General features: G+C 56.3%; 22 protein-coding genes. 12 read left to right on the top strand and 10 right to left on the bottom strand.

Translation table 11 applies throughout. The annotated features are described in order from the left end of the window. Positions 1 to 20: 20 nt before the first annotated feature. The 3 genes from LG297_RS07735 to LG297_RS07745 all read right to left on the bottom strand — a co-directional run bounded on the left by LG297_RS07735 (position 21) and on the right by LG297_RS07745 (position 3,647). Entirely contained in the window at positions 21 to 1,904 is a 1,884-nt protein-coding gene (locus LG297_RS07735; protein ID WP_404426346.1) for an autotransporter outer membrane beta-barrel domain-containing protein, read from the bottom strand. Positions 1,905 to 2,083: 179 nt separating this feature from the next. After that, positions 2,084 to 2,665 carry an isochorismatase family protein gene (locus tag LG297_RS07740; RefSeq protein ID WP_404426347.1) on the bottom strand — a complete coding sequence of 194 codons (582 nt, stop codon included), beginning with the start codon at positions 2,663 to 2,665 and terminating at the stop codon, positions 2,084 to 2,086. A gap of 64 nt (positions 2,666 to 2,729) precedes the next feature. Next, on the bottom strand, positions 2,730 to 3,647 hold the full coding sequence (locus LG297_RS07745; protein WP_404426348.1) for a LysR family transcriptional regulator: 918 nt from the start codon (positions 3,645 to 3,647) through the stop codon (positions 2,730 to 2,732). A gap of 105 nt (positions 3,648 to 3,752) precedes the next feature. Here LG297_RS07745 and wrbA point away from each other — a divergent pair, with 105 nt between their 5' ends. Further along, positions 3,753 to 4,388, top strand: a complete 636-nt coding sequence (wrbA, locus tag LG297_RS07750) for an NAD(P)H:quinone oxidoreductase (protein WP_404426349.1) — start codon at positions 3,753 to 3,755, stop codon at positions 4,386 to 4,388. After that, complete coding sequence (locus tag LG297_RS07755; protein WP_404426350.1) at positions 4,385 to 5,593, top strand: CynX/NimT family MFS transporter; 1,209 nt, start codon at positions 4,385 to 4,387, stop codon at positions 5,591 to 5,593. The genes wrbA and LG297_RS07755 overlap by 4 nt, the downstream gene beginning before the upstream one ends. A 90-nt stretch (positions 5,594 to 5,683) precedes the next feature. Here the strand turns inward: LG297_RS07755 and LG297_RS07760 are convergent, their stop codons facing one another. From LG297_RS07760 to LG297_RS07770, 3 genes are all read right to left on the bottom strand, one after another. Next, positions 5,684 to 9,400, bottom strand: a complete 3,717-nt coding sequence (locus tag LG297_RS07760; protein ID WP_404426351.1) for a vitamin B12-dependent ribonucleotide reductase — start codon at positions 9,398 to 9,400, stop codon at positions 5,684 to 5,686. A gap of 854 nt (positions 9,401 to 10,254) precedes the next feature. Beyond that, positions 10,255 to 11,433 (bottom strand): M20 aminoacylase family protein, encoded by a 1,179-nt coding sequence (locus LG297_RS07765; protein WP_404426352.1) that lies wholly within the window; start codon positions 11,431 to 11,433, stop codon positions 10,255 to 10,257. A 5-nt stretch (positions 11,434 to 11,438) separates the two neighbouring features. Then, the gene (locus tag LG297_RS07770; RefSeq protein ID WP_404426353.1) at positions 11,439 to 12,056 is read right to left on the bottom strand and encodes a GntR family transcriptional regulator; all 618 of its coding nucleotides are present in this window, start codon (positions 12,054 to 12,056) and stop codon (positions 11,439 to 11,441) included. Positions 12,057 to 12,522: 466 nt separating this feature from the next. Between LG297_RS07770 and LG297_RS07775 the strand changes: the two genes are divergently transcribed. The 7 genes from LG297_RS07775 (at position 12,523) to LG297_RS07805 (ending at position 16,610) form a co-directional block, all read left to right on the top strand. Then, entirely contained in the window at positions 12,523 to 12,885 is a 363-nt protein-coding gene (locus tag LG297_RS07775; protein ID WP_404426354.1) for an NADH:ubiquinone oxidoreductase subunit NDUFA12, read from the top strand. Positions 12,886 to 13,032: 147 nt separating this feature from the next. Continuing rightward, on the top strand, positions 13,033 to 13,509 hold the full coding sequence (gene mlaD, locus LG297_RS07780; protein ID WP_404426355.1) for an outer membrane lipid asymmetry maintenance protein MlaD: 477 nt from the start codon (positions 13,033 to 13,035) through the stop codon (positions 13,507 to 13,509). 145 nt (positions 13,510 to 13,654) lie between these two features. Next, complete coding sequence (locus LG297_RS07785; RefSeq protein WP_404426356.1) at positions 13,655 to 13,900, top strand: hypothetical protein; 246 nt, start codon at positions 13,655 to 13,657, stop codon at positions 13,898 to 13,900. A 6-nt stretch (positions 13,901 to 13,906) separates the two neighbouring features. Then, on the top strand, positions 13,907 to 14,413 hold the full coding sequence (locus LG297_RS07790; protein WP_404426357.1) for a DUF2155 domain-containing protein: 507 nt from the start codon (positions 13,907 to 13,909) through the stop codon (positions 14,411 to 14,413). A gap of 399 nt (positions 14,414 to 14,812) precedes the next feature. Beyond that, complete coding sequence (locus LG297_RS07795) at positions 14,813 to 15,406, top strand: YceI family protein (protein WP_404426358.1); 594 nt, start codon at positions 14,813 to 14,815, stop codon at positions 15,404 to 15,406. 71 nt (positions 15,407 to 15,477) lie between these two features. Next, positions 15,478 to 16,032: a cytochrome b gene (locus LG297_RS07800; RefSeq protein WP_404426359.1), complete on the top strand. Its 555-nt coding sequence runs from the start codon at positions 15,478 to 15,480 to the stop codon at positions 16,030 to 16,032. 2 nt (positions 16,033 to 16,034) lie between these two features. Continuing rightward, entirely contained in the window at positions 16,035 to 16,610 is a 576-nt protein-coding gene (locus LG297_RS07805) for a YceI family protein (protein WP_404426360.1), read from the top strand. A 93-nt stretch (positions 16,611 to 16,703) separates the two neighbouring features. Here the strand turns inward: LG297_RS07805 and LG297_RS07810 are convergent, their stop codons facing one another. Continuing rightward, the gene (locus LG297_RS07810; protein WP_404426361.1) at positions 16,704 to 18,404 is read right to left on the bottom strand and encodes a methyl-accepting chemotaxis protein; all 1,701 of its coding nucleotides are present in this window, start codon (positions 18,402 to 18,404) and stop codon (positions 16,704 to 16,706) included. Positions 18,405 to 18,621: 217 nt separating this feature from the next. Then, a complete protein-coding gene (locus tag LG297_RS07815; protein WP_404426362.1) occupies positions 18,622 to 19,320 on the bottom strand; it encodes an alpha/beta hydrolase in 699 nt (232 codons plus the stop codon). 589 nt (positions 19,321 to 19,909) lie between these two features. Here LG297_RS07815 and LG297_RS07820 point away from each other — a divergent pair. Continuing rightward, complete coding sequence (locus LG297_RS07820; protein ID WP_404426363.1) at positions 19,910 to 21,259, top strand: MATE family efflux transporter; 1,350 nt, start codon at positions 19,910 to 19,912, stop codon at positions 21,257 to 21,259. A 32-nt stretch (positions 21,260 to 21,291) separates the two neighbouring features. Here LG297_RS07820 and LG297_RS07825 read toward each other — a convergent pair whose 3' ends face one another. After that, entirely contained in the window at positions 21,292 to 21,768 is a 477-nt protein-coding gene (locus LG297_RS07825; protein WP_007091953.1) for an Lrp/AsnC family transcriptional regulator, read from the bottom strand. 469 nt (positions 21,769 to 22,237) lie between these two features. Between LG297_RS07825 and LG297_RS07830 the strand changes: the two genes are divergently transcribed. Together LG297_RS07830 and LG297_RS07835 are read left to right on the top strand one after the other, a co-directional pair. After that, entirely contained in the window at positions 22,238 to 22,735 is a 498-nt protein-coding gene (locus LG297_RS07830; protein ID WP_223305055.1) for a GNAT family N-acetyltransferase, read from the top strand. A gap of 4 nt (positions 22,736 to 22,739) precedes the next feature. Beyond that, positions 22,740 to 23,186 carry an Rrf2 family transcriptional regulator gene (locus LG297_RS07835; RefSeq protein ID WP_404426364.1) on the top strand — a complete coding sequence of 149 codons (447 nt, stop codon included), beginning with the start codon at positions 22,740 to 22,742 and terminating at the stop codon, positions 23,184 to 23,186. An 86-nt stretch (positions 23,187 to 23,272) separates the two neighbouring features. Here the strand turns inward: LG297_RS07835 and LG297_RS07840 are convergent, their stop codons facing one another. Further along, the gene (locus tag LG297_RS07840; protein ID WP_404426365.1) at positions 23,273 to 25,237 is read right to left on the bottom strand and encodes a DEAD/DEAH box helicase; all 1,965 of its coding nucleotides are present in this window, start codon (positions 25,235 to 25,237) and stop codon (positions 23,273 to 23,275) included. Positions 25,238 to 25,288 lie beyond the last annotated feature (51 nt).

Below are 25,288 nucleotides of genomic sequence, written 5' to 3' on the forward strand. Positions count from 1 at the left end.
TTCTTGTTGCGTGCCAGAGATCAGAAAGGCATCGATATCTGGATTTCGAGCCTGCTGGTGTCGGTATCGTCATCTTCATTGGCAACCGACATCATATGGCTGAGCGCAAGTTCGCTGCTAAGCCTGCCGGTATCAAAACCAAATCCGGTGCGGATGCGCTGATTGCCATATTCGTTGAGGTTGCTGGAGAAGAACGGTTTGATGATCCCGATGGAGCGACCGTCATCGCCAACAAGTTCAAAGCCGTAAACGAGGGTGCCGCCGATGGTGTATTCGGTGTAATCGGCGCGCCCGGCAAGATAGTTGCCTTCAAGCGCGGCATTCAAGCCGGTCGTGGTATCGGACAGTCGCACACCGCCGCCGATATTGAACGCGGTTTTGTCATTGTTGATTTCATCGGTGAAATCATGGATCAGGCCGGTTTCAATAAAAGGCGAGATGATCAGGCCTTGGGTCGGGGTGAAATCATAGGCGGCCTCGATGGCCGGTCTGATCTGCCGGGTGTTAGACCGGGTTGTCGCATTGGTTGTGCCGTCGCTTTCGGTATAGGTATCGACCGTCTTGCGTGCGGTGATAAAGGCCAGCGACGGGGTCAGGGATGCGGGCAGGGTCTTGGCAGGGCGGACCAGATAGGATGTGGTCAGGGCGGCATACCACATATCGGAGTCCGTATTGCCCGACACCGCATCGTTATCGCGGGTGACATCAATGTCGCCCATGCCATATCCTGCTTCGGCAACGATGGAGAGGTTTGCGAGCGGGCGGTAGATGACATAGGGCGATGCGACCCAACCGGTTTCCTGATAGCTGCCAGTGTTAAAGGCGGTGGTCAGGTTGGTATCGTTATAGCCAAGTGACAGGCCCGCAATCAGGGCATCGGCAAAGCGATAATCCAGCCCGACATTATAGCCCCAGACATCACCGTCATAGCGGCTGTCATTGGTGCCATTGACATAGTCGTTATTGACCGAGGTAAAGGAGCCGTGGCCCCAAACCGTAAAGGGGGTTACGGTATCAAAGGCCGAGCGTCCATCAATGCCGCCAGCCCCGCCCACATCGCCCTGATCTGTCGGGCCAAGGCCCAGCATATCCATACCCTGGCCGGTGGAACTGTCAAAGCTGCCCATCATGGCGATGCGGTGCAGTGCATCATCGCGGTCGGTGATGCTGTTGCTGCTGCGATCATCATCATTATCGGTGCTGGTGGTGTCGATCAGGCTGGTGCGATGGGGGCCGGTTTCGCCTGTTAACGTGGTTGGGCCCGGTACGTTGTCCGTATTGGGATTGTTGGTCGGGCTGATCGCCGATGAGACCCGTGATGCGATATTCTGTTGAATGACCGCGGTTTGGGAGCGCGAGACGGCATTGATAACGGCGGAGGTGGTGCTGGCGGAGGATTTTGATTCTTCTTCGTCTTCTGTCTCCGCGACCGGTTCTGTTCCGGCAACGCAGGTTGCGGTCATGTTGTATCTTGCGGTCGTGCCCGAGGCATTAATGAAAAGCTTGCCACTTGTAGTATCTGCCGGGATCTGGATGGTGAGGGTGACAGTATCGCCGGTGGTGGTGCTGCCCGCTGTGGCGGAGCGTGAATTGGCGGCGTTTATATTGTCCGTATAGGTATAGGTGTAGTTGTTTGGTGATTGGCCGGTTACGTGTGTGAAGGTGACCTTGGCGACCTCCCAAGCGCTAAAAACTTCGTTGGAGGTCACTATGGCGCTGGTGCTGCTAATTGTAAGGTTCCAAAAACCGCAACCGACGCTAATGGCGAAGGCGCTGTTGGCAAAGGGCAGGGATAACCCCGTCAGGGCCAGCGCACAAAGCCCTTTTTTCACAACAGATTTGCACGCGGCGAGGTGCGAACGATCAGATCGTTCCTGTTTGAAGGTGCTTCTGATCTTATTCATTGTTTGCCATGCCCATATCCCTTTTGCCCGGTGCCGATGGATCGGTCCGTTGCAAGAGCTTTAGGGGCGGCGTATGGGGAGAGCTATGCTTAAAGGGAGGATTGTGTCGTTTTCTGACACTAAATGGATAGGTGTTGCGCAAAGTGGATAGAGGGCCCGGTTTTCGGGCCGCATTATCGTTATGCGGGCAGGGCGGCGATCACGTCATCCGTGGTCGACAGCGTGCAATATTCCGATCCCAGAACGGTGGCAAACAGGTCAAACACGGTTTGCGCATCGTGACGCACACCCTTGGCGTCGGTCACGTCAATCGCGGTGGTCGCATCAAGCGGCAGGATGACATCAAAGCCCAGACAATGGGCGACGCGGATCGAGGCATCCATCGAATTGTGGATGACGACACCGGTAAAGATCAGGCGGGTAATGCCATGATCATGCAGGTATTTTTCAAGATCGGTGGCGATGAAGGCGCAGTTGACGTTTTTGGCAATCACCGGTTCACCGGGCAGCGGGGCGACTTCGGGTTTGATCGCGTTGCCCGGACCATCGGTGTGATAGGTCGAGGCGGGATTGGGTTCGTCATGGCGGATATGGATCACCGGCAGGTTGGTCGCGCGAAAGGCGGCCAGCAGATCGACGATTTTATCGACGTAGCCGGGATTGTTTTTTGACGCCCATTTCGGATCGTCGATGGCCTTTTGCACATCCAGGATGATGAGGGCGGTATTGGCGGTGATTGGCGGCGTGATGGCGTTTGACACAGGTTTTCCATTAAATCGGGGCGGCAGATTTACCGGCCCAGATTATCGGGAAAGCGGCGGTAACTCAAAGATTTGATTGCGTTCGCGCCAGTATTTCGTGTCGCAACAGGCGGGCGGCGGGGCCCATTGCCTGATCGGTGCGATGGAGCAGATAACAGTGCAGCAGCGTTTCGCCGTCCTTTCCAAACGAGGCGGCAGGCACGCGGATCAGGCGGCCGTCTTCGAGGTCCTGCGATATGCGCCAGAACGGCATGCGGCCCCAGCCAAGCCCGGCCAGAATAAGACTGTGTTTCACATCCAGACTGCCAACCCGCCAGGTGCCGGGCGATAAAACGCCGATATCGGTTCCGTCGGAAAGCGGGCTCGGGTCTTCGATGACGATTTGCAGATGCTCGGCCAGGGCGGTTTTGGGCAGAAGGGTGTCGCCCCGGATGGCATGGGCCAAGGGATGTGTTGCGGCAGCCACGGCAATCATCGCGGTTGTGCCGACGGCCTCGGCCTCGATATGCGGGTTGCGGAATTCTTCGCCGACCGTAATGGCGAGATGGCATTTCTTCTGATCAAGGGCAGAGACCGGACCACCAAGTGGCAGGACCGACAGATTGACCGAAACGGTGGGAAAGGCGTTTCGCATCGCCGAAAGGGCGGCACCGATTTCGGGCAGGGGAAACAGCGTATCCACCACGATGCGCAATTCGAGTTCCACGCCCTGTTCCATGCCGCGTGCGCGGGCGCGCAATGCATCGGTTTTCAGAAGAACGGCGCGGGCATCCGACAGCAGGGCCTGGCCTTCGACGGTCAGGATCGGGCGGTGCCCGGATCGGTCAAAAAGGCAAATCCCCAGTTCGGTTTCAAGATTGCCGATGGCGTGGCTGATCGCGGATTGCACGCGGCCAAGCCGTTTTGCCGCGGCCCGGAAGCTCCCGGTTTCGGCAACAGCGATCAAAACGCGCATCTGATCAAGGGTCAATCCATCCAGCATGATCGATATTTTAGAACATTTTGATCGTTCTTTTGCCACTTATTTCGAACGGGTGGCTGTGCGATGGAAGGAGACCTTTTCGCAACAGTTTGAAAGAGACCGGTCATGACAAGGGTTCTGGTGCTTTATTATTCGTCCTATGGCCATATGGAAATCATGGCCAATGCGGTTGCCGAGGGTGCGCGCAAAACCGGGGCGATTGTTGATATCAAACGCGTGCCCGAAATTGTGCCCGAAACAGTGGCAGAGAATGCCGGATACAAACTGGATCAGGCAGCGCCGGTCGCGAAGGTTTCCGATCTGGCCGATTATGACGCGATCATTTTTGGCACGCCGACCCGGTTTGGCAATATGGCAAGCCAGATGAAAAACTTCCTTGATCAGGCGGGCGGGGTCTGGGCGCAGGACAAGCTTGTCGGCAAGGTTGGCAGTGTTTTTACATCGACCGGCAGCCAGCATGGCGGGCAGGAAACAACGATTTTATCGACCCATATCCCGTTATTGCATTTCGGGATGGTGATTGTCGGATTGCCTTATACCTTCAAGGGGCAGGGGCGGATGGACGAAGTTACCGGCTGTTCGCCATACGGGGCATCGACCATTGCCGATGACGGACAGGGCGGGGATCGCAGCCCGTCAGAAAACGAGTTGGACGGAGCCCGTTTCCAGGGGGAGCATGTGGCCCGGACCGCAATTGCCCTGTCCGAAGGGCGGCATCTGCTTAAAGCCCGAAGTGCATGATGAACATGATCGGTGACCGGCCGCGAACAGTGGCAATTGGCCGTTTCGTTGTGCCGGTGATTGTCGGTGCGGGCATCGTATCGGCATTCCAGGTCGGCAAGGTGCCGGTCGTAATGACGGCCTTGCAGGATGACCTTGGCGTCGGGCTGGCGAGTGCATCCTGGCTGTTATCGGCCTTTGCGCTTGTCGGCGCACTGGCGGCGGCACCGCTTGGCCTGCTGGTGGGCCGGTTTGGCGCAAAAGGCATGGCGTTGTCGGGGCTTTTGATGCAGGCCATCGGATCGGCGATTGGCGGGTTGAGCGATGTTTTCAATATCATCCTTGCATCAAGGGTGCTTGAGGGTATCGGTTTTCTGTTGCTGATTGTTGCCGCCCCGACATTGATCACGGCGGCCACGCGCGATGGCGGGCGCGAGAAAGCCATGGCGCTTTGGGCGACTTTCATGCCGGTCGGCATTTGTCTTGTCATGCTGGCGGCCCCGGTTCTGGGGCTGATCGGGTGGCGCGGATTGTGGCTTGGCAATGCGGTGCTTCTGGCGGGATATGCCGTTTTATTACGCGGATATATGCGGGCCATTCCCGATGCCGAACCAAGCGATGGCGTTGATAACCGTTCGATTGCTGATGACCTTGGCTGGGCATTGCGGTCCGGTGCGCCGTGGATATTGGGGGGCATTTTTGCCGCCTACACGGCGTGCTATTTTGCCGTGTTCGGATTTTTGCCGATGCTTTTATCCAGGGGCATGCAAATCGGACCGGAACTTTCGGGTGTCCTGGGCGCGGTGATTGTGTTGGCCGGGGCGGCGGGGAACATCGTTTGCGGTGTGATGCTGGCGCGGGGATATCAGGCGCAGCGTATCCTGATGACGGCATTTGCGATCATGACGGTTTGCAGTGCCGGTGTTCTGATCGACGGGATTTCGGTTCTGGTGCCGTTTCCTGCGGCCTTGATCTTTTCATTCGTCGGCGGGTTCATCCCGGTTGTGGTTTTTGATGCCGCCGGACGATCCGCACCGCGAAGCGCGCTTGTCGCGGTGACCATCGGTTTTGCCATGCAGGGCAATAATATCGGACTGATGGTCGGCCCGGCGATTGCGGGATCGATGGCCGAGCAGTTTGGCTGGGGCAGTATCGGCATCCTGATTGCCGGGATTGCCTGTGGCGCGGTTTTGCTGGGGCGCGGTCTTTTGGGACGAATGCGTTAGGTTCGCAAGCAGACGGGAAAAACAAAATCGGCCGGGAAATTAATCCCGGCCGGTTTTTGTTAAGTCGGTTTTGCGGTCGTGCCGGGGCTCTTACGAGCAGCCCGTGGTGCTTCCGCAAGAGTCGCATTTCAGGCAGGTGCCGTTGCGGACCAAGGTGAAGTTGCCGCATTCAGGGCATCCGTCACCTTCGTAGCCTTTCATGCGGGCTTCGCGGATGCGGTCCAGTTTGGCATCCGTTGCCGACATGACTTCTTCGCTGGCGTTCAGGATCGCGGTTTCGCTGCTGGTCGGGGCAGCGGTGGTTGCGATGCTGGCGGTTTCGGCCTGATGGCTGTGGCCGTGGTCATGCGAGTGGGCATGATCGGTGCCGGTGGCCTTCATCACCACGCGTTCTTCGACCGGCGCACCGCCATCGACAACGTAAAGGTTGCGACGGACGAAGCCGCTGGATGCGACCTTGCGGATGGTTTCGATCGCGCGGTCTTCGGCCTTGGCTTCCTCGCCAAGGTCGCCTTCGGCCACACCCTTGCCAACGGCGTCCGGCAGAACGTCGGACGGCTGGACATGGGCGAGGTCGTTACGACCCAGATAGGAAATCGCCAGTTCGCGGAACATGTAATCAAGGATCGAGGTTGCCATTTTGATGGCGTCGTTCCCGGAAACCATGCCCGACGGCTCGAAGCGGGTGAAGGTGAAGGCTTCGACATATTCCTCCAGCGGCACGCCGTATTGCAGGCCGATGGAAACCGCGATGGCGAAGTTGTTCATCAATGAGCGGAAAGCAGCGCCTTCCTTGTGCATGTCGATGAAGATTTCGCCAAGTTTGCCGTCTTCATATTCACCGGTGCGCAGATAGACCTTGTGCCCGCCGACGGTGGCCTTCTGGGTATACCCCTTGCGGCGCGACGGCAGCGAACGACGGTCGCCACGAATGACGCGTTCGATGATTTTTTCGACGATCTGTTCGGAAACAGCGGCCGCCTTGGTTGCGGTCGGCTGATCGGCGTAATCGTCTTCTTCGACGAGGGCCGCATTCAGCGGCTGGCTGAGTTTCGAGCCATCACGATAGAGCGCGTTTGCCTTGAGGCAGAGACGCCAGGACAGCATATAGGCGTCCTTGCAATCCTGGATCGAGGCATTGTTCGGCATGTTGATGGTTTTCGAAATCGCACCGGAGATGAACGGCTGTGCCGCGGCCATCATGCGGATGTGGCTTTCGGCCGACAGGTAACGTTTGCCGATACGGCCACACGGGTTGGCGCAATCGAATACCGGAAGGTCTTCGTCACGCAGATGCGGGGCCTGTTCAAGCGTCATCGCGCCGCAAACATAGGTGTTTGCCAGTTCGATCTGCTTTTTGTCGAAGCCAAGGGCAGCCAGCATGTCAAAGTCCATGCTGTTGAGCGCCTTGCTATCAAGGCCGAGCTGCTTGACGCAGTATTCTTCGCCAAAGGTGTATTTGTTGAAGACGAATTTGATGTCGAATGCGTTGGCAAGGGCGCCTTCGATTTTCGAAATCGCGTCATCGTCAAAGCCCTTGGCCTTGAGATCGTCATGGGTGATGGAGGGCGAACCCACCAGGGTGCCATGACCGACCGCGTATTTTTCAATGTCGCGGATCTGGCGTTCGGTATAGCCGAGCGTTGCCAGTGCGACCGGAACGGTGCGGTTGATGATTTTGAAGTAACCGCCGCCGGCAAGCTTTTTGAACTTCACAAGGGCGAAGTCCGGCTCGATCCCGGTGGTGTCGCAATCCATGACCAGACCGATTGTGCCGGTCGGGGCGATAACGGTGGTCTGTGCGTTGCGGTAACCGTGCTTTTCGCCCAGTTCCAGCGCCTTGTCCCAAGCCGCACGGGCGGCAACCGGAAGTTCGGCATAGGGGCTGTCGGCGGCAACCAGCGGCACCGGATTGATCGACAGGCCTTCGTAGCCTTCCTGTTCGCCATGCGCGGCACGACGATGGTTGCGCATGACACGCAGCATTTCCTTGGCGTTATCGGCATAGCCCGGGAAGGCACCGAGTTCGGACGCCATTTCGGCCGAGGTCGCATAGGAAACGCCACACATGATCGCGGTCAGGGACGCGCCAATCGCACGGCCTTCGTCGCTGTCATAGGGGATGCCCATGCTCATGAGCAGGCCGCCAATGTTGGCATAGCCAAGGCCAAGCGTGCGGTAACGATAGGACAGTTCGGCGATACGATCCGACGGGAACTGCGCCATCAGAACCGAGATTTCCAGAACGACAGTCCAGAGACGCACGGCATGTTCATATGCCGCGACGTCAACGCCACCGTCGTCAGAACGGAAATTCATCAGGTTGAGCGAGGCCAGGTTACAGGCCGTATCGTCAAGGAACATATATTCCGAGCACGGGTTGGACGCATTGATGCGACCCGAATTCGGGCAGGTGTGCCATTCATTGATCGTGGTGTCGTACTGGATACCCGGATCGGCGCACGCCCATGCGGCTTCGCCGACCTTGTCCCACAATTCGCGGGCGGGAAGGGTTTTGGAAACCTTGCCATCGGTACGGCGGATCAGTTCCCAGTCGCCATTATCGAGAACAGCCTGAAGGAAGTCGTTCGAGACGCGAACCGAGTTGTTCGAGTTCTGACCCGAAACGGTCAGGTATGCCTCGGAGTCCCAATCGGTATCATAGGTCTTGAAGCTGATTTCGGTGAAGCCCTGACGGGCGAATTCGATGATCTTGTTGATATAGCTGTCCGGGATCATCACCGCACGGGCGGCCAGCACGGCTTCTTTGAGCTGCGGGTTGGCACGCGGCAGGAAGCGATCCTCGGAATCGGCGGAGCCGTCCCAGTTGGTGCAGGCCGCGAGAACCTCGGTCAGGTGCTTTTCTGCCAGTTTCGAACCGGCGACGAGGGCCGCGACCTTCTGTTCTTCGACGACTTTCCAGTCAATATAGTTTTCGATGTCCGGGTGGTTGATATCAACCACGACCATTTTGGCCGCACGGCGCGTGGTGCCGCCCGACTTGATGGCACCGGCTGCGCGATCCCCGATTTTAAGGAAGCTCATGAGGCCGGAAGAACGGCCGCCACCCGAGAGGGTTTCGCCTTCGCCGCGCACGTTCGAGAAGTTCGAACCGGTGCCCGAACCGAATTTGAACAGGCGTGCTTCACGGGTCCAGAGATCCATGATGCCGCCCTCGTTCACGAGGTCATCGGAAACCGACTGGATGAAGCAGGCATGGGGTTGCGGATGTTCGTAAGCACTGGCCGATTTGGTCAGTTCGCCGGTTTTGAAATCAACATAGGAGTGACCCTGTGCCGGGCCATCAATGCCGTATGCCCAATGCAGACCGGTATTGAACCATTGCGGCGAGTTCGGCGCGCCCATCTGGTGGGAGAGCTGATAGCGCATTTCATCGAAGAAGGCCTGGGCATCGGATTCGGCATCGAAATAGCCGCCTTTCCAGCCCCAATAGGTCCAGGTGCCCGCGAGGCGGTCAAAGACCTGGGTGGCGCTGGTTTCGCTGGTGTAGCGGGACTCGGATGGCATTTTTTCGAGCTTGGCCTTGTCGGGCGCCTGACGCCAGAGCCAGGACGGAACGTCCTTTTCCTTGACCGGTTTCAGCGCGACCGGAACACCCGCCTTTCGGAAGTATTTCTGCGCAAGGACGTCACTTGCCACCTGCGACCAGGATGACGGGACGTCGATATCTTTCATTTCAAAGACCACCGATCCATCGGGGTTTTTGATGACGCAGGATGACTTACGAAAATCGATGTCTGCGTAAGGGCTGACACCTTCCTGGGTGAACTTTCTGCTGATCCGCATGGTCTGCTCCGTTATTGGTCAGACTTGATGTCGTGCGCATAAGCACCAACACGGCCTGAACATTATATAGTTTGCTCAACGCTCATACGCTGCCCCCTGGCCTTTATAAAATGGCCATGTTTGGGCGAACGGAATTCTGTAATCTCTGGTGGTGGTCCCCCCTTGGAACCATCCGGTCCGTGGCCAAGACTATAAGGCCAAAATTTCGGGGTAGTCCACTAAACTTTGTGGTTGACAGCGATTTTTATCACTACATGTAGTGGTTCAATCGATGTCGCGCATATTTGATGTTTGAAAAATCTCGTTAAGATTGTTTAAACGCGCCGCAAGCCCGCAGAATACTGCGCCTTTGCCGATGGGGTTGCCATCGCGAGCCCGTAAGACTCGGACTACATCTTGTGCCGGGACGAGATGACCCCCACAACGCAAAACAAAGCTAACGCCGTTTGCATCTGAAATCCAGCGCCAAGCACAAACATTCCTGTCCCGGCGATGTTGGTAACACGGAAAAGTCTGATAACATTTTGATATTTATATGAAAATGGATGTTTTCGGGCGGCGCGAATTTTCAAGCGGACAGGCCTTCGGTTTGGCCGGGATGGTTTGCCATGCTGTGGATAAACAGGTGGACAAGGCCGCGTGACGATTGTGTTGCAATGAGTCGGGCATACACAAGTGGTTGTGGGTTGTTTTGGCCGCCATTTCGCGGAGTCATACCCCATATTGTGTGGCGGCTGGTATAGACATCCGCAGTCCGAGTTTTTCTGAGGGATCAGGCTTATTGGTCCAAAGCGGCTTACGTTTGAGTGACAGCAGCTTTGGACCAGAGATGGTGACGAGAATTTGAGGCCGTTTTATAGAATCTGATTATGTCTCGCCTCGGCGAGGGAGGCAAAGTAAGACGCTCCGTAAGGTAACGCTTCGTCGTTGAAATCGAACCACGCGCTGTGAAGTATGCGGCCATTGTCATCTGGCCCGTTGCCAATCCAGCCATAACATCCGGGGCGATCTTCGAGCATGAAGGCAAAGTCCTCGACAATCATTGTTTGTGGCGGGTTGGTTTCGACCTTATTGAACACGGATGACCCGGCGGCTTCTGCTGTTTCTGCCGCAGATTGCGAATTGACGAGAGTGGGATATTGCTGCGTATAGGAGACTTGGCAGTCTGCGCCGGTCGATGTCGCGATTCCGCCGACGATGCGGCGTATTGCGGGTTCGGCTGCGGAGCGCGCTTGCGGAGAAAAGGCCCTTACGGTGCCGCGGATTGTAACTTCGTTAGGTAGGACATTGTAAGCATCGCCGCCGTGGATTTGTGTGGCGCTCACCACAAGAGCATCCAGAGGGTCGATGTTGCGTGCGGAGATTTGCTGAAGGGCGACAAGGATATGCCCGGCTGTCAAGACAACATCGACGCCTTTTTGAGGCTGGGCGGCGTGCATACCGGTAGATGAAATCACAATTTCAAAACTGTCACCCGACGCCATCATTGGCCCTGCTTTGACGGCGAATGTACCGATGCTCATACCCGGCCAATTGTGCAAACCGTATATTTCATCGCAATGGAATTTCTCGAACAAGCCTTCGCTGATCATGCGTGCAGCACCACCATCGTTACCCCCCATTTCCTCGGCGGGCTGGAAGATGAAAACAACACGGCCTTCAAAATTTCGGGTTTCGGCGAGATAACGGGCTGCGCCAAGAAGCATTGTGGTATGTCCGTCATGCCCGCAAGCATGCATGACGCCCTTGTTTACCGAGCGATGTATAAAATCATTCCGTTCTTCAATTGCAAGCGCATCCATATCTGCCCGAAGCCCGATAGAGCGCGCGCTTTTCCGGTTTCCGTAAAGAATGCCAACGACACCTGTTCCACCAATGTTTTCAGTCACGTCGATTCCATAGGAGCGGAGCTTTTCAGCCACAAATCTGGCGGTTTCATACTCCTGATACGAAAGTTCCGGATTGGCGTGAAGATGGTGCCGCCATTGGGTCATTTCGTCGTGAAAGTCGGCGATCCTATTGATGATGGGCATTGTTGTTATTCCCTGTTGCGGATGTCGTTATAGGCAAGCCGCAGATGCTCGCCCAGTATTGAGAGTGCGGTGGACTGGTCGCTATCTCGACAGGCTTGAAGGAGTGCGCGGTGTTCGGTTGCGGATTTTTCAGGGCGAATAATAATAGAACTCGCGATCACTTCTGCGAGGGCAGATGCTCTATTAAGTTGTTCGATGGTTTTTAGCAGCGTCTGCCGGTTCGACGGACGGTACAGGGCGGAGTGAAATTCCCAGTTCAGTTCAGAAAGATCAGATGGCTTCTGTTCTGCCTCCGCTTTGTCGAGCGCGATCTCGGCCTTGGCGAAATCAAGTTTAGTCAGATGCGGAAAGGCCGATTTGAGAGCAAGCGGTTCCAGTAGAAGCCGCATGTCGAACAAATCCTCGACCATTCCCTGATCGACCTTTGCTACTTTTGCTCCTTTGTAGCCCGTTGTCTCAACCAGCCCTTCCTCGGCAAGTGATTGCAGTGCATGGCGCAGCGGTGTGCGGCTTACATTTAGTTGTTCGGACAATGCTTCCTGCCGGAGCGGTTGACCCGGATGAAAGGAGCCATTGAGAATCAGAGTCTTGATTTGATCGGCAATCAGTTTTGCTTGTGTCATAAATTGTATCCTAAATTATAATTGTATCCAATATTGAATTTGGTCAAAAATGTCAACGTGTATTTGGAGTTCAGATATCTGGCGGTTGGACCGCTATGGACTGTAAGGGGCGCCGAATACTTTGTGATGCTGCTTTTTCCGTTGAGATGTTTTAGCCATGACGATGTTTTTCGGTATCGTGCAGGTGAAGAACTTATGTATACATATGAGGTGTTGGAGGCCGATGAGGCGGGGCTCTATCGGGTTGGTATGGATCAGAAGGGGAAATGCGGTGTTCGTTGCTGTCTGAAACATTGACTTTGCGCGAACATCACGACATATAGGGTCCTTATTGACCGCCGGACACAGGCCGCAAAATCAGGTCACGGACGCAAACACCGGTTTGCAAATAACCGGTTTGCACATACGGGCCTTTTGTCTGCGTGCCGCCAAAGGCGGAAGAACCAGATCTGGAGAGAGACCACACATGGCCACCGTCGGGACCCGCATTTTTACCGCGCTGTATGGCAAACGCGTCGGCGAAGACCGTTTTGGAAATGTCTATTACACCGAAAAGAAAGCTGCCAATGGGCGCCGTGCGAAACGCTGGGTGATCTATAAAGGTCTTAGCGAAGGGTCGAAGGTTCCGGCTGAATGGCATGCCTGGCTGCATTACACGATTGATGCGCCGCTGTCGGAAAAGGCCGAAGACCGTTACGAGTGGCAGAAAGAACATCTGCCGAACCTGACGGGGACCAAGCATGCCTATCGCCCGAAAGGCCATGAGTATAGCGGTGGCAAGCGCGCGAAAGCGACCGGTGACTATCAGGCATGGTCGCCGGAAGGCTGATCTGACTAAAATGTATTCTGCATCCGGGCGCGACATTATTGTTGGCGCCCGGTTGTGTTTTTGCCCTGTTGTGTCCGAGCCGGTTGTTTTTTCACACCGCACAGGACAATATGCAGATCAACAAGATATCAGATACGGATAAGGTCCATGAACAACAGACTGATCGAAACCCTTGCCGGGGCAGCCGTTATCGCAGTGGCGATCGGCTTTGCGGCCTATTCCTATTCCCGGGCGGGCATCGAGTCTGTGGACGGATACGAACTTTCGGCGAACTTCAATCGCATTGACGGTCTTTCGGTCGGGAACGATGTGCGGATTTCGGGCGTCAAGGTCGGCTCTGTCACCGGGCAGGAACTTGATCCGAAATCCTATATGGCAATCGTTAAAATGACGGTGCGCGGCGACATCGAATTGCCCGCCGACAGTTCGGCCAAGATCGCGTCCGACGGGTTGCTGGGCGGCAAGTTTGTCGCACTTGAGCCGGGCGGGGATATCGACATGCTGGCCCCGGGCGGCGAGATCGAATACACGCAAGGATCGGTCAATCTGGAAGAATTGATCGGGCAGGTGATTTATTCGTCCGGCGGTGGATCGGGTGGCAATTCTTCGGACAGTCCCCAATAGGGTCGCCTGCCGGGCAAACCGGCCATGATTTTGCCGGTTTTACCGGTCAGTTTCCCGGAATGTCGCCGGAACAGATCTGGCAGCTTGCGTGAAGCGATATCGACACCGATATCATGAGAAGATCGAAAGGCAGCGGAGCCGCTTGATGAGCAAGACCAACAGCACAGACAGGAATTTCCCCACATGGCAGGACCCGGAAGGGGCCCCGCTTTCGTGTGTGGAGAAAATCAAGGTTCTGAACGAGAATTTCGGCGAACTGCGTGAAATGATGCAGGACGCAATGGAAGACGCGTTGCTGATGGGCTGCGATGAAGAACAGTTCCGTCAGGTGATGCGCAGCGTTGTCGAAGAGCTGCAAAATCCCTATGGCAAGCCAGACGATCAGGACTGATTATTCATGAAAACCAAGATAGTGTTTGGCGCTGCGGTGGCTGCGTTCGTTTCCGCGGCGGCATTGCCGGTTGCGATCACATCGGCCTTTGCGCTTGATTATCAGCCTGCCAAAATCGCCCAGCTTCAGGGACTTGATAAAATCACTGCCCGCATTTCGACCTTCGAGGTGCCGGTCGGGCAGGCGGTAAAATTCGGCACGCTGTCGATCCGGGTCGATGCCTGTTACCGCACCCCGCCGGAAGAGCGCCCGGAAAGTGCCAGTTTCCTTGAAATCACAGACCTGCGCGACAGTGTTGACAATAACGTCGCACAGAATGCCGACAGCAGCACGGGCGGCGATGTTGATGGCGTGGATGACGAACTGTTTTCCGGCTGGATGTTCGCATCCTCGCCGGGGCTTTCGGCCCTTGAACATCCGGTTTATGACGTCTGGGTCAAGGAATGCCTGAATTCCGGCGATGCGCCGCCATCCGACGGATCCGAACAGGGGCAGGCCGCACCGGCCGAGTAAGCCGGGCCATTTCACACATGCATTGTTTCCGGTTTCTTGCCATTGATGGCAGGGAAGCCGACAGCGGGTTGAAAACCGGTAGAACACAATGATTTGTGACTGCCGGTTTTTTATCGGTTTGACGTTACGTCAGGCTGAGGATTCGCCGTACCTGTTTTTGGCAGTTTTCAGGCCTTTGACGGCAATGCGGGCGAGAACTGTTCGATTTTTATTCCAATATCACTGCGTTCTCATTTTGGATAAAATAAGGCGAAAGTGCCCGTTATTGTTTCCGCTGGAGAAAATGTGTGTTGCGTTCGGTTCGGCTTGAGGCAAAAGAGGACAAATGTCATTGTTTTTCCAGTTTTGTTGCGACGCGGCATTTCGCGTCGGGCGATTTTGCAACAAGGGATGTGAACAATGTTTACTTCGATTAAGAAGGCTGGCCTTGTGCTGGCGATTGCAGCGGGTCTTTCGGGGGCGGCGGTATCGGCACAGGCAGCGGAGAATTACAAACTCGATCCGACGCATACCAGCGTGATTTTCATCGTCAACCATCTTGGTTTTTCCAATTTTCAGGGCCGTTTTGGCGGGACGAGTGGCGAACTGACGCTGGATCGTGAAAACCCGTCGGCGTCGTCGGCGACCATCACCATTGATCTGAACCAGGTCGATACCGGTGTCGAGGGCCTCGACAATCATATGAAAACGGCTGATTTCCTTGATGTTGAAAACCACCCGACCGCGACGTTCAAAAGCACCTCGGTCGAGATGACCGGCGAGACGACCGCCAAAATCACCGGCGATCTGACCCTGCTTGGCGAAACCAAGCCGCTGGTTCTGGACGTGACGCTGACCGGTGAGGGCGACCACCCGATGACCGGCGATCATGTGCTTGGCTTCGGGGCGACCGGCACCGTGACCCGTTCGGAATATGGCATGGGCTATCTGGCTCCGGCGGTCAGCGACGAGGTCGAATTGCAGATTTCAACCGAGTTCCTGCTGCAGAAATAATTATCCGGCCAAACCGGCGGTGGTATATAACGGCCCCGCCGGTTTGACTGTTTTTTCAGAAAGGATCACATATGGCGCTTCGCAGTACGCAAACGGGTTTTGGTCCGGTGACCAAGGGCTTTCACTGGCTGATGGCGATCCTGTTTGCCACAATGTTTGCGATTGGCTGGTATATGGATCTTTTGCCGCTGGGACTGGAAAAGCTGGCGTGGATATCGCGCCATAAATCGATTGGCGTGACGATCCTTTTTCTTGCTGTTTTGCGCATTATCTGGCGTTTGGCCGAACAGACACCGGCGGGACTGGGTGAAAAGGCATGGGAACGTCAGGCGGCGAAACTGGCGCATTTTGCGCTTTATGCCGTGATGCTGGCGATGCCGCTAAGCGGGTGGCTGATGTCGTCGGCGGCGAATTTTTCCGTCAGTGTCTTTGGCCTGTTCACGCTGCCCGATCTGGTTGCACCGGACAAGGTGCTTTATGAACAGCTTCGCTTTACCCACTGGATATTGTCCTGGGTGATTGTCGGTCTTGTCGGGGTGCATGTTGCCGCCGCATTCAAACATCATTTCATCAATCGCGATGCGACGCTCCGCCGGATGCTTCCGGGGGCGGGGAAAGGAAATTGATCATGACGCATTCTTTCAAGAAACTTATGCGGGTTTCGGCGATTGTGCCGGTCCTTGCCATTACGGCCCCGGCCTTTGCCGCCGATCCATGGCAGGTCAAACCGGATGACAGCGATATCGAATTTTCCGGCACCCAGCTTGGCGCGGATTTTGACGGAGAGTTCGAGAAATTTACCGCCGAAATCAGTTTTTCGCCGGACGATCTTGCCGGATCGAAGGTCAGTGTTCTGATTGATATCGCATCGGCCAATACCGAAAATGCCGACCGCGACAGCCAGATTGTTTCGCCGGACTGGTTTGATGCCGCCCAGTGGCCGACCGCGAAGTTTGAAACCAAATCCATTACGGAAACCGCACCGGGCCAGTATGAGGCGGTGGCCGATCTGACGATCCGTGATGTGACGAAGGAAGTTATTCTGCCCTTCACGGTTGAAATCGAGGGCAATGAAGCGGAAGCCGAAGGGACGCTTCGCATCAAGCGGACCGATTTTGGCGTCGGGCAGGGCCAATGGAGCGATACCAGCCAGGTCGGTGACGATGTGACCATCCATATCGATATTGATGCGACCCGGTCGTGATGCCGATAGCGCGATAGTCTGATGATAGTCTGATGAACGAAAAACAGCCGCCCGGATGGAGCGGCTGTTTTCATTTGAGCGGAGCTGTCGATATCAGGCAGAGGCGTTTTTGCGCAGATCGGCAAGGAAGCTTTCGACGGCTTCGTCAAGGGCGACGGCCTCTGTCACGAGTTTTTCGGCTGACTGAGCCAACTGGGTGGTGCCCGATGATACCTTGCCCGCATTGTCATTGACGGTTTCGATCCGTTCGGACACTTCGCGCGTGCCATTGGCGGCTTCTTCGACGTTGCGGGCGATTTCGCCGATGGCGGCGTGCTGTTCCTCGACCGCGGCTGCAATCGCGGTTGAACTGTCGGCGACCTTGGCGATGGTTTCGGAAATCCGGCGGATGGCGTCAACTGCCTCGCCGGTTTCGTTCTGGACCGAGAGGATTTGCTGGTTGATTTCCTCGGTCGCCTTGGCGGTCTGGTTGGCAAGGTTTTTGACCTCGCTTGCGACGACGGCAAAGCCCTTGCCGGCATCGCCTGCGCGGGCGGCCTCGATTGTGGCGTTCAGGGCCAGAAGGTTGGTCTGTTCGGCGATGTCGCCGATCAGTTTGGCAACGTCGCCGATTTTTTGCGCCGCGTCGGCAAGGCCGGTGACGGTTTCATTGGTGCGGGTGGCTTCGTCATTGGCCTGATTGGCGATATCGGCGGAACGTGCGATCTGCTGGGCGATTTCATCGGATGAGGCGGTCAGTTCCTCGGTCGCGGCCGAGACGGTCTGAACGTTGCTCGATGTCTGGGCGGTGGCGGTTGCGACCGCGCCCGACAGTTTGCTGTTCATATCGGTGGCCGACTGCATGTTGGCGGTGGCCTTTTTCATTTCGGTGATCGATGCCGAAATCGACTGGATCAGGCCCTTGACCCGGCTTTCAAGCGCGCCGGCCATTTCAAGGATTTCCTTGCGCCGGTTTTGTTCGCTTTCGACTTCGAGCTTTTTCTGGCGTTCCTGCAATTGACGGTTTTCACGCGCCTGTTCGCGGAAGGCAACGACGGTGCGCGCCATGTCGCCAACTTCGTCACCGCGCTGCTGACCTTCGATTTCGCCGTCAAGATTGCCCCCGGCAATGTGGATCATGCGGTCGGAAAGTTTGCGCAGGCCGTTCGTGATGTCGCGCCCGACCCAGAAGCCGATCAGCATCAGAAGGGCAATGATCGCCACACTTAACGAGATGAACCAGATCGCCGAATCCCAGAAGGCAACGTCAACATCGTCGATATAGATGCCGGTGCCAAGAATGGCACCCCACGGCAGGGGATGCGCAAAGGAGATTTTTTCGAATGTCAGTTCCTTTGGCTCGCCGGGTTTGGGCCATTGATAGGACGAGAAGCCGCCATTCGGGTTGCTGCCGGCTTCGACCAGATCACGGATGAAATAAGCACCTGCCGGGTCCTGGACAGAGGTGAAATCCTTGCCGACCAGTGCCGGATTGGCACCGTGCATGACCATGATGTTATCCTTGGTCAGGGCAAAGAAGTAACCGATATCACCATCATATTTGCCGGTAGAAACGACCTTGTAAAAGGCGTCAATCGCGGCTTGCTGATCAAGCGTGCCCTCCTTGACCTGATTTTGAAAATCGTTGGCCTGCGATACGACATATTCGGTGATGGCGCGGATTTTTTCCTTGCGGTCTTCGAGCAGGGTGGTGCGCAAACCCATAAGTTCGAAGAATGAAATGACGATCAGGCCAATCAGGGCCACGATGGACAAACCGGCAATCTTGTAGCCGATTTTGATTTTCTGCAGCATGTAATGATTTCTCCCGACCCAAGCCAAATGTATAGATGCCCCGGCAATCTGATTGCAGGGCTTTCTGCCGCTGTCCAGACAGATTTCCTATACTTTGGGATGGGGAGGTGGTCTTTCAATAAGGTGCTGAAAAAATCCTGTAACATCACATACGAAAAACACCTGCCTTCGATGTGAGGGCAGGTGTCTGGCGAGGTGTCGGAATTGCGGGGCGTTTTCAGCCAAGATGTGATTGCAGGAACTTCATCGCCAGCAGAATGCCTTCTTCGTCGATGCCGTGTTGCAGGCCAGGGCGTTCATGCAGGGTGACGTCAAAGCTGTTGGCCGTCAGGGTATCATGTGCCATGTGGGATGCCTCGATCGGGACGACGGGATCGGCGGTGCCATGAACCAGAAGCACTGGTGGTCTGGTTTTGATCGCACTTGCAAAGGCTTCGTCGCCCAGAAGCGCACCCGAGAAACCGACGACACCGGCAAGGGCCGGATCGCGGTGCGGGGCGGTTTGCAAGGCCATCATCGTGCCCTGCGAAAAGCCGATCAGGGCAAGTTTGCTGGCCGGAAGGCCATGTTCGACCAGAAGGGTATCGATGAAGCGGTCGATATAGGCGGCGTTTTTCGCCGCTCCCTCGGCCATGGCGCGAAGCGCGCCGGACATGGTTTCGGGCTGCCGACGGAGAAATTCCGGATCATATTCGGCCAGACTGAACCATTGCCGCCCGAACGGCGACATTTCACACGGGAACGGCGCATTGGGCGAATAAAATGCGGTGTCGGGCAGGGCGCGGGCAAAATGCGGTGCCAGCCCGATCAGGTCATTGCCATCGGCGCCATAGCCATGCAGCAGGATCACGATGCTTTTGGTCGTACCCGATGCGGCCGGCAGCATCGGGCCGTTCAATGCGGTTTCGGCGGTCATGTCAGATCCCTTCGTTTGTCCTTGTCCCTGATTAGCAATGCTGCGTCGCAACGGCCAGTCTTTTTATTACGACCGAACGGTATCGCAGTGTATGGGGCATTTGTCGGACAAAAGCAGGCCGGAGGCCAAAATAAATGGCAATGACGGGTGCGGAACCCGATACCGCCTTCCTGTGGATAAGTTTGTGGATGATTGGGCCAGTAGGGAAAATATCCATCAGAATCAGCAGCCCGATATGCGTGTTTCCGTTCCGCGCCTTATGCATCGGCATAGGTATGAGGATAGTAATTATGACCATTCGGATGGAATTTGCGGTGCAAAAAATATTGCGGTTTCACAGTTGTTTGCCAGGAAATGTGAAAAAACCATGACATACAATTGCAAAACATGCCGGTTTTGGGCAAGTGCCGCGATTGCGAAAAAATAACCTGAAAGGTGAAGAAGCCGTAAGGGTTATTCCCCGATGTGGATTCTTTGATGCATAACAGTTCCAAAGGTGCCTTTTGTACCGGTATAAACTGTGGCACAAGAAATTCTCCGGCCTGTCCGGAATTCGCCCCATCCGATCAGACGATTTTCCGAGGCCCCGATGAGTTCCCCTGTGAGCCGCACGCGCCGCTGGTTCGGCAAGGGGGATCGACGTGTTCTGGCGTTGACCCTGCCGATTATTCTGTCCAATGCCACCGTTCCGTTGTTGGGCGCGGTTGATACGGCTGTGGTTGGCCATCTGGACAGCCCGCATTATATCGGGGCGGTTGCGGTCGGGGCGCTGATTTTTTCCTATGTGTTCTGGAGCTTTGGCTTTTTGCGCATGGCGACCACCGGGCTTGCCGCGCAGGCCGACGGGCGGCGCGACCCGAACGGGGTCAGGGCGGTGTTTGCCCGTGCGGCCCTGATTGCGGTGACGGCGGGGCTTGCGGTTATGGTGCTGCAATGGCCGATCATCGAGCTTGCGATGGCGTTGATCCGGCCGACCGCGGCGGTCGAGGCGGCAGCACGGGATTATTTCCATGTGCGCATCTGGGCATCGCCCGCGACATTGATGCAATACTGCATGCTGGGCTGGTTGCTGGCGATGCGCGACGCGCGGGCGGTGTTTATTTTCCAGGTGGTGTTAAACAGCCTGAACATGGTTCTGGATATCCTGTTTGTCCAGGGCTTCGGCTGGGACGTCAAGGGAGTGGCCGGGGCCACGGTGATTGCCGATTATTCCGGTGTGATGCTGGGCTGGTTTTTGATGCAGCCGCATCTGAGGCGGCTTGGCGGGACGTGGCGGGGGATTGGCATTTTTGATCGCAGGCAACTGGCACGCCTGATGAAAATCAACGGCGATATCTTTGTGCGCACGATGGCGCTGACATCGGCCTTTGCAATTTTCACCAGTTTCTCGGCACGTTTTGGCGAGGTGACACTGGCGGCCAATGCGGTTTTGCAAAACTTCCTGATGTTTGGCTCGTTTGCGCTGGACGGTTTTGCCCATGCGGCGGAAACGCTTGTCGGGCAGGCATACGGGGCGGAACGGCGCAAGCAGTTCCTTTGGGCAGTACGCAAGACCACGATATGGGCGATTGTATCGGCGGTGGTGATGGCGGCGATCTTCGGCCTTGCCGGACCGTGGATCATTGATGGCCTGACGTCGATCCCCGAAGTCCGCGATGCATCCTACAGCTATCTGTTATGGGCGGTGATGTTGCCGATTACCGGGGTGCTTGGTTTTCAGTTTGACGGGGTATTTCTGGGCGCGATGCAGACCAAGCACTGGCGCAACATGATGCTGTTGTCGGTGGCGATCTATGCCGGGATGGCATGGGGGGCGGTGATGGCAGACAGCAACCATTTGCTGTGGGCGTCGTTTAACGCGTTCTTCCTGCTGCGCGGGGCGACGTTGGCGGTGCTGTTCCCGACGATCATTCCCGCAGGTCGCAAGGCGACGGCCTAGGGTGGCAAGGCCGGACGCCGAAAAACCGGCGGTTATGCCTCCGGCACGGGCAGGGTGGTGCTGTTTTTGACTTCGTGCAGGGTGAAGCTTGATTTGATGTTGGCGACACCGGGCAGCTTCATCATGACGTCGGACAGGAAGCGCTGATAGGCGGCCGGGTCCTGCACGACGATGCGCATCATGTAATCCTGATTGCCGACCATGGCATAGCAATCAACGATTTCCGGGTGGGATTGCACCGCAGTTTCAAAGCGGCGCAGTGACGGCTCGTCATGCTGTGTCAGGGACACGGTTACAAAGACATTCACACCCAGACGCAGATGTGACGGGGCCAGCAGGGCGACATATTTGCGGATCACACCGCTTTCTTCGAGCTTGCGCAGGCGGCGCAGGCAGGGAGACACGGAAAGACCAACTTTGTCGGCCAGTTCGACCATCGAGATGCGCCCGTCTTCCTGAATCTCGCGAAGAATTTTGCGATCAATTGCGTCGAAACCGTTGCGCGCCATGGCGTGCCCCACTCCTTATACCCGATAGATGTTGCTGCAATTCCGGTCCATTTCGCGCCGGGTCGAACTTTGCGAAAGTTACCCGTTTACGCAAAATTTATGCTGGGCGATAAGCCATGACTTCGCGTTCCTGTCAATCCTTGCGTGATCGGGGCGTGATCTTTTTACGGTAACAAATTGTGATTTCGAAGCCGTATCAAAAGGCCCCGAAATTCCCGGTTGCCGGGCAGGGCTAAACAGTCCGGTTTGCAGTGCGAAAAGCGTTAGGACTTGCGCAGAACAAATATCGGGGTTATGTCGTTCAAATCCTTGTGTTGCTTTGCTTTGTGAGCAGATGCAGCGGAACTTATCATTGCCGCGCGCCGTGATGACAGTGTAGTATAATCGTACCAATTTACGTATTTTACTCCTGTCAGGAGCTGGGGGGTTGGGGTTTTGCCAACCTGCAGGATAAGAAAGGCATTACGTGGTGGACGCTGCGCAAGATACACCGGGATATAACCTGGTCTCGATTGGCGAGCATAAAATCAATATTCGTCCGGCGGTCAAGGATGACCTTGCCAATGTGGTCGCTCTTGACGACCGCACAACGGGCCTTCGCAAGCCGGAATATTGGGATGACCTGTTCACCCGTTATGGCAATCGCAAGGATTCCCGGTTTTTCCTGATTGCCGAAGAAGGCGATACATTGCTGGGCTGCATTTTCGGGGAAGTCCGGTCGTGGGAATTCAATTCGGTCCCGTGTGGCTGGGTCGGTACTGTCAGTGTCGAGCCGAATTTGCGCATGGGCGGGATCGGCAGCATTCTTTACAAGGAAATCTGCCGCTGTTTCCGCAAGGCCGGTGTGACCAAGATCCGCACCATGATCCCGCGCGATGCGACCGACCTTATGTCGTTCTTCCGGGCACAGGGCATGATGGCCGGACCCTTTATCCAGCTTGAAACCGATATGGACGAAGGGGTGTAACGCCATGATGTCTTTGCAAAAGGCGACCCTGTTCGCGCTGTATGCCGTGCTGGAACTGGCCGAGGATACCGACCGGCAGCTTTCGGCGTCCGAAATTGCCGAGAGATACAATATTTCGACCAACCATCTGGCGAAGGTCCTGCGCGATCTGGGCCGGGCGGGGCTGGTTGAATCGGTTCGCGGGGCCGGTGGCGGTTATCGTTTCTGCGGCAATGCCAAGCGCACGACCCTGCTTGATGTTGTGCGGCTGTTTGAAGAAGTCGGGGCTGGCCCGGCAAGCGGCATTGTGCAGGAAACCAATGCGGGTGTTGCCCTGTCGCTGGTGATGGACGAGATCGAGGAAATCACCCATGCGACGCTGCTGTCGATTTCGATTGAAACCATGCTGAAACTGATGCGTAAGCGCCGCCCGGAAAAACCAAGTTCGACCGGATTGTTCCGCGCGGTGTAATTCACCCTTTGCGATTGTCGCACCAAAATCAAAAGGCCGTCAGAGCAATCTGACGGCCTTTTGCGCATTCGATGATCCAGTAGGGATCAGCCTTCGCTGCCGGTCGTTTCGGCGTCCGCGGTTTCGGTTTTGGCAGCCTTTTTCGGCGCCGGTTTTTTGCGCGGACGGCGCGCGGCTTTCGGTTTTTCTTCCTTGGCAGGCGCGTCGGCTGCTTCCGGTGCCGGTGTCGGTGCAGGTGTTGCCGCCGGAGCTACAGAGGCAGCGGCTGCCTCGTCCTTGGCTTCCGGTGCCGGGCTTGCCTTTTTCGTGGCTGATCTTGCGGTTCTGGTCCGGGCCGGTTTGGCGCGGGCAGGTTTCGCCGCATCCGTTTTTTCCGAGGCAGGTTTTTCCGAAGCAGGCTTTTCCGTGGCGGCCTTTTCAGCCGTTACTTTTTGAGCGGGGGCCTTTGAGGATGTTTTTCTGGCCGGTGCCTTTTTTTCGACCTCGTCAGCGCGCGGTTTGCCGAGGCTTGAGGCCGGAACCGGGGTCAGCAGGAAGGCCGGAACATGATCAGCAAAGCCGATGACCGGCTTGTCGTCACGATCATGACGGTCATAACGATCATCGCGGTCGCGACGCGAGGAACGACCCGCAGAACGATCCTGGCGATCAGAACGTTCAGGACGGTTCGAACGTTCGTTGCGCGGTTTTGAGTCATGCTGCGGCGCGCTGTCACGCGGTTGCTGGGTCGGACGTGCGTCCTGCTGTTTTGTTTCCGGCGCGGCAGGGGCACTGGCCGAGGCACTGGCAGCCTTGTTATCGCGTTCGGAACGGTTGTCGCGGTTATTGTTGCGTGCCGGACGATCATTGCGCGGGGAGGCGTCGCGCACCGGTGCCTTGCGGCTTTTCTTCGTGCGGCGTTTTTTGCCGGTGAAGTCGAGTTCAAGCGTCTCGATGCCTTCAAGCTCGGTCAGCGGAATATCCATGTTGATGGACTTGTTGATCGCAGCAACCAGTTTGCCGTCTTCGGGCACGGCCAGCATGAAGGCCTTGCCTGCGCGACCGGCACGACCGGTACGACCGGTACGGTGGACGTAATCCTCGGCGTTGAAGGGCACGTCGAAGTTAAAGACGTGCGATACATCGGCAACGTCGATACCGCGCGCGGCAACGTCCGAGCAGATCAGCAGGGTGATTTCGCCCGACTTGAATTTATCAAGCGTTTCTGTGCGTTCGCTCTGGACCAGATCGCCATGCATGCGACCGGCATTGAAGCCGTGCTTGGTCAGCGATTTGAACAGGATATCGACGTCTTTTTTACGGTTGCAGAACACAAAGGCGTTCTTGACGTTTTCCTGACGGATAAGTTTGCGAAGGGCTTCGCGTTTGTCCATTTCATCCATGACAAGGAGTTTGTGTTCCACCGTGGTCGCCATGGTCGAGGGCGGGGAAACGGTGATTTCCTTGGGATTGGACAGGAATTTGTCGGCAAGGCGACGGATTTCCTTGGGCATGGTCGCCGAGAAGAAAAGCGTCTGGCGCTGCTTGGGCAGCATGTTGACGATTTTTTCAATGTCGGGGATGAAGCCCATATCAAGCATGCGGTCGGCTTCGTCGATCACCAGCAGTTTGCAGTCCGACAGAAGCAGTTTGCCGCGTTCAAAGGTATCGATCAGGCGACCCGGGGTCGCGATGATGACGTCGGCACCCTTTTCAAGGATTTTCTGCTGTTCGACGAAGGATTCCCCGCCGATGATCAGAGCCTTGGACAGCGACATGTATTTGCCGTAGGTGTCGAAGTTTGCTGCTACCTGGGTCGCGAGTTCGCGGGTCGGTTCGAGAATGATCGAACGGGGCATCCGCATGCGCGCACGGCCATGATGCAGGATATCAAGCATCGGCAGGGTAAAGCTGGCTGTCTTGCCCGTACCTGTCTGTGCGCAGCCCAGAATGTCACGTGCCATCAGGACGGACGGAATGGCCTGGCTCTGAATGGGGGTCGGGGTATCATAGCCGGCGTCTGCGACGGCTTTGAGGATATCTTCGCTCAGACCGAGATCGGCGAAATTCATATGGTTCGTTTTCCCGCAATAGAATGCGTTATGATGTGATTATCGCTGCGA

Source organism: Thalassospira australica (genome assembly GCF_044790785.1).
In the GTDB taxonomy this organism is placed as follows: Bacteria; Pseudomonadota; Alphaproteobacteria; order Rhodospirillales; family Thalassospiraceae; genus Thalassospira; species Thalassospira australica_A.

Excerpts from the sequence above, each read along its gene's own strand:
- LG297_RS07735 (WP_404426346.1), bottom strand. The coding sequence starts at position 1,904 with ATGAATAAGATCAGAAGCACCTTCAAACAGGAACGATCTGATCGTTCG.
- LG297_RS07745 (WP_404426348.1), bottom strand. The coding sequence starts at position 3,647 with ATGCTGGATGGATTGACCCTTGATCAGATGCGCGTTTTGATCGCTGTT.
- wrbA (WP_404426349.1), top strand. The coding sequence starts at position 3,753 with ATGACAAGGGTTCTGGTGCTTTATTATTCGTCCTATGGCCATATGGAA.
- LG297_RS07755 (WP_404426350.1), top strand. The coding sequence starts at position 4,385 with ATGATGAACATGATCGGTGACCGGCCGCGAACAGTGGCAATTGGCCGT.
- LG297_RS07760 (WP_404426351.1), bottom strand. The coding sequence starts at position 9,400 with ATGCGGATCAGCAGAAAGTTCACCCAGGAAGGTGTCAGCCCTTACGCA.
- LG297_RS07765 (WP_404426352.1), bottom strand. The coding sequence starts at position 11,433 with ATGCCCATCATCAATAGGATCGCCGACTTTCACGACGAAATGACCCAA.
- LG297_RS07770 (WP_404426353.1), bottom strand. The coding sequence starts at position 12,056 with ATGACACAAGCAAAACTGATTGCCGATCAAATCAAGACTCTGATTCTC.
- LG297_RS07775 (WP_404426354.1), top strand. The coding sequence starts at position 12,523 with ATGGCCACCGTCGGGACCCGCATTTTTACCGCGCTGTATGGCAAACGC.
- mlaD (WP_404426355.1), top strand. The coding sequence starts at position 13,033 with ATGAACAACAGACTGATCGAAACCCTTGCCGGGGCAGCCGTTATCGCA.
- LG297_RS07785 (WP_404426356.1), top strand. The coding sequence starts at position 13,655 with ATGAGCAAGACCAACAGCACAGACAGGAATTTCCCCACATGGCAGGAC.
- LG297_RS07790 (WP_404426357.1), top strand. The coding sequence starts at position 13,907 with ATGAAAACCAAGATAGTGTTTGGCGCTGCGGTGGCTGCGTTCGTTTCC.
- LG297_RS07795 (WP_404426358.1), top strand. The coding sequence starts at position 14,813 with ATGTTTACTTCGATTAAGAAGGCTGGCCTTGTGCTGGCGATTGCAGCG.
- LG297_RS07800 (WP_404426359.1), top strand. The coding sequence starts at position 15,478 with ATGGCGCTTCGCAGTACGCAAACGGGTTTTGGTCCGGTGACCAAGGGC.
- LG297_RS07805 (WP_404426360.1), top strand. The coding sequence starts at position 16,035 with ATGACGCATTCTTTCAAGAAACTTATGCGGGTTTCGGCGATTGTGCCG.
- LG297_RS07810 (WP_404426361.1), bottom strand. The coding sequence starts at position 18,404 with ATGCTGCAGAAAATCAAAATCGGCTACAAGATTGCCGGTTTGTCCATC.
- LG297_RS07815 (WP_404426362.1), bottom strand. The coding sequence starts at position 19,320 with ATGACCGCCGAAACCGCATTGAACGGCCCGATGCTGCCGGCCGCATCG.
- LG297_RS07820 (WP_404426363.1), top strand. The coding sequence starts at position 19,910 with ATGAGTTCCCCTGTGAGCCGCACGCGCCGCTGGTTCGGCAAGGGGGAT.
- LG297_RS07825 (WP_007091953.1), bottom strand. The coding sequence starts at position 21,768 with ATGGCGCGCAACGGTTTCGACGCAATTGATCGCAAAATTCTTCGCGAG.
- LG297_RS07835 (WP_404426364.1), top strand. The coding sequence starts at position 22,740 with ATGATGTCTTTGCAAAAGGCGACCCTGTTCGCGCTGTATGCCGTGCTG.
- LG297_RS07840 (WP_404426365.1), bottom strand. The coding sequence starts at position 25,237 with ATGAATTTCGCCGATCTCGGTCTGAGCGAAGATATCCTCAAAGCCGTC.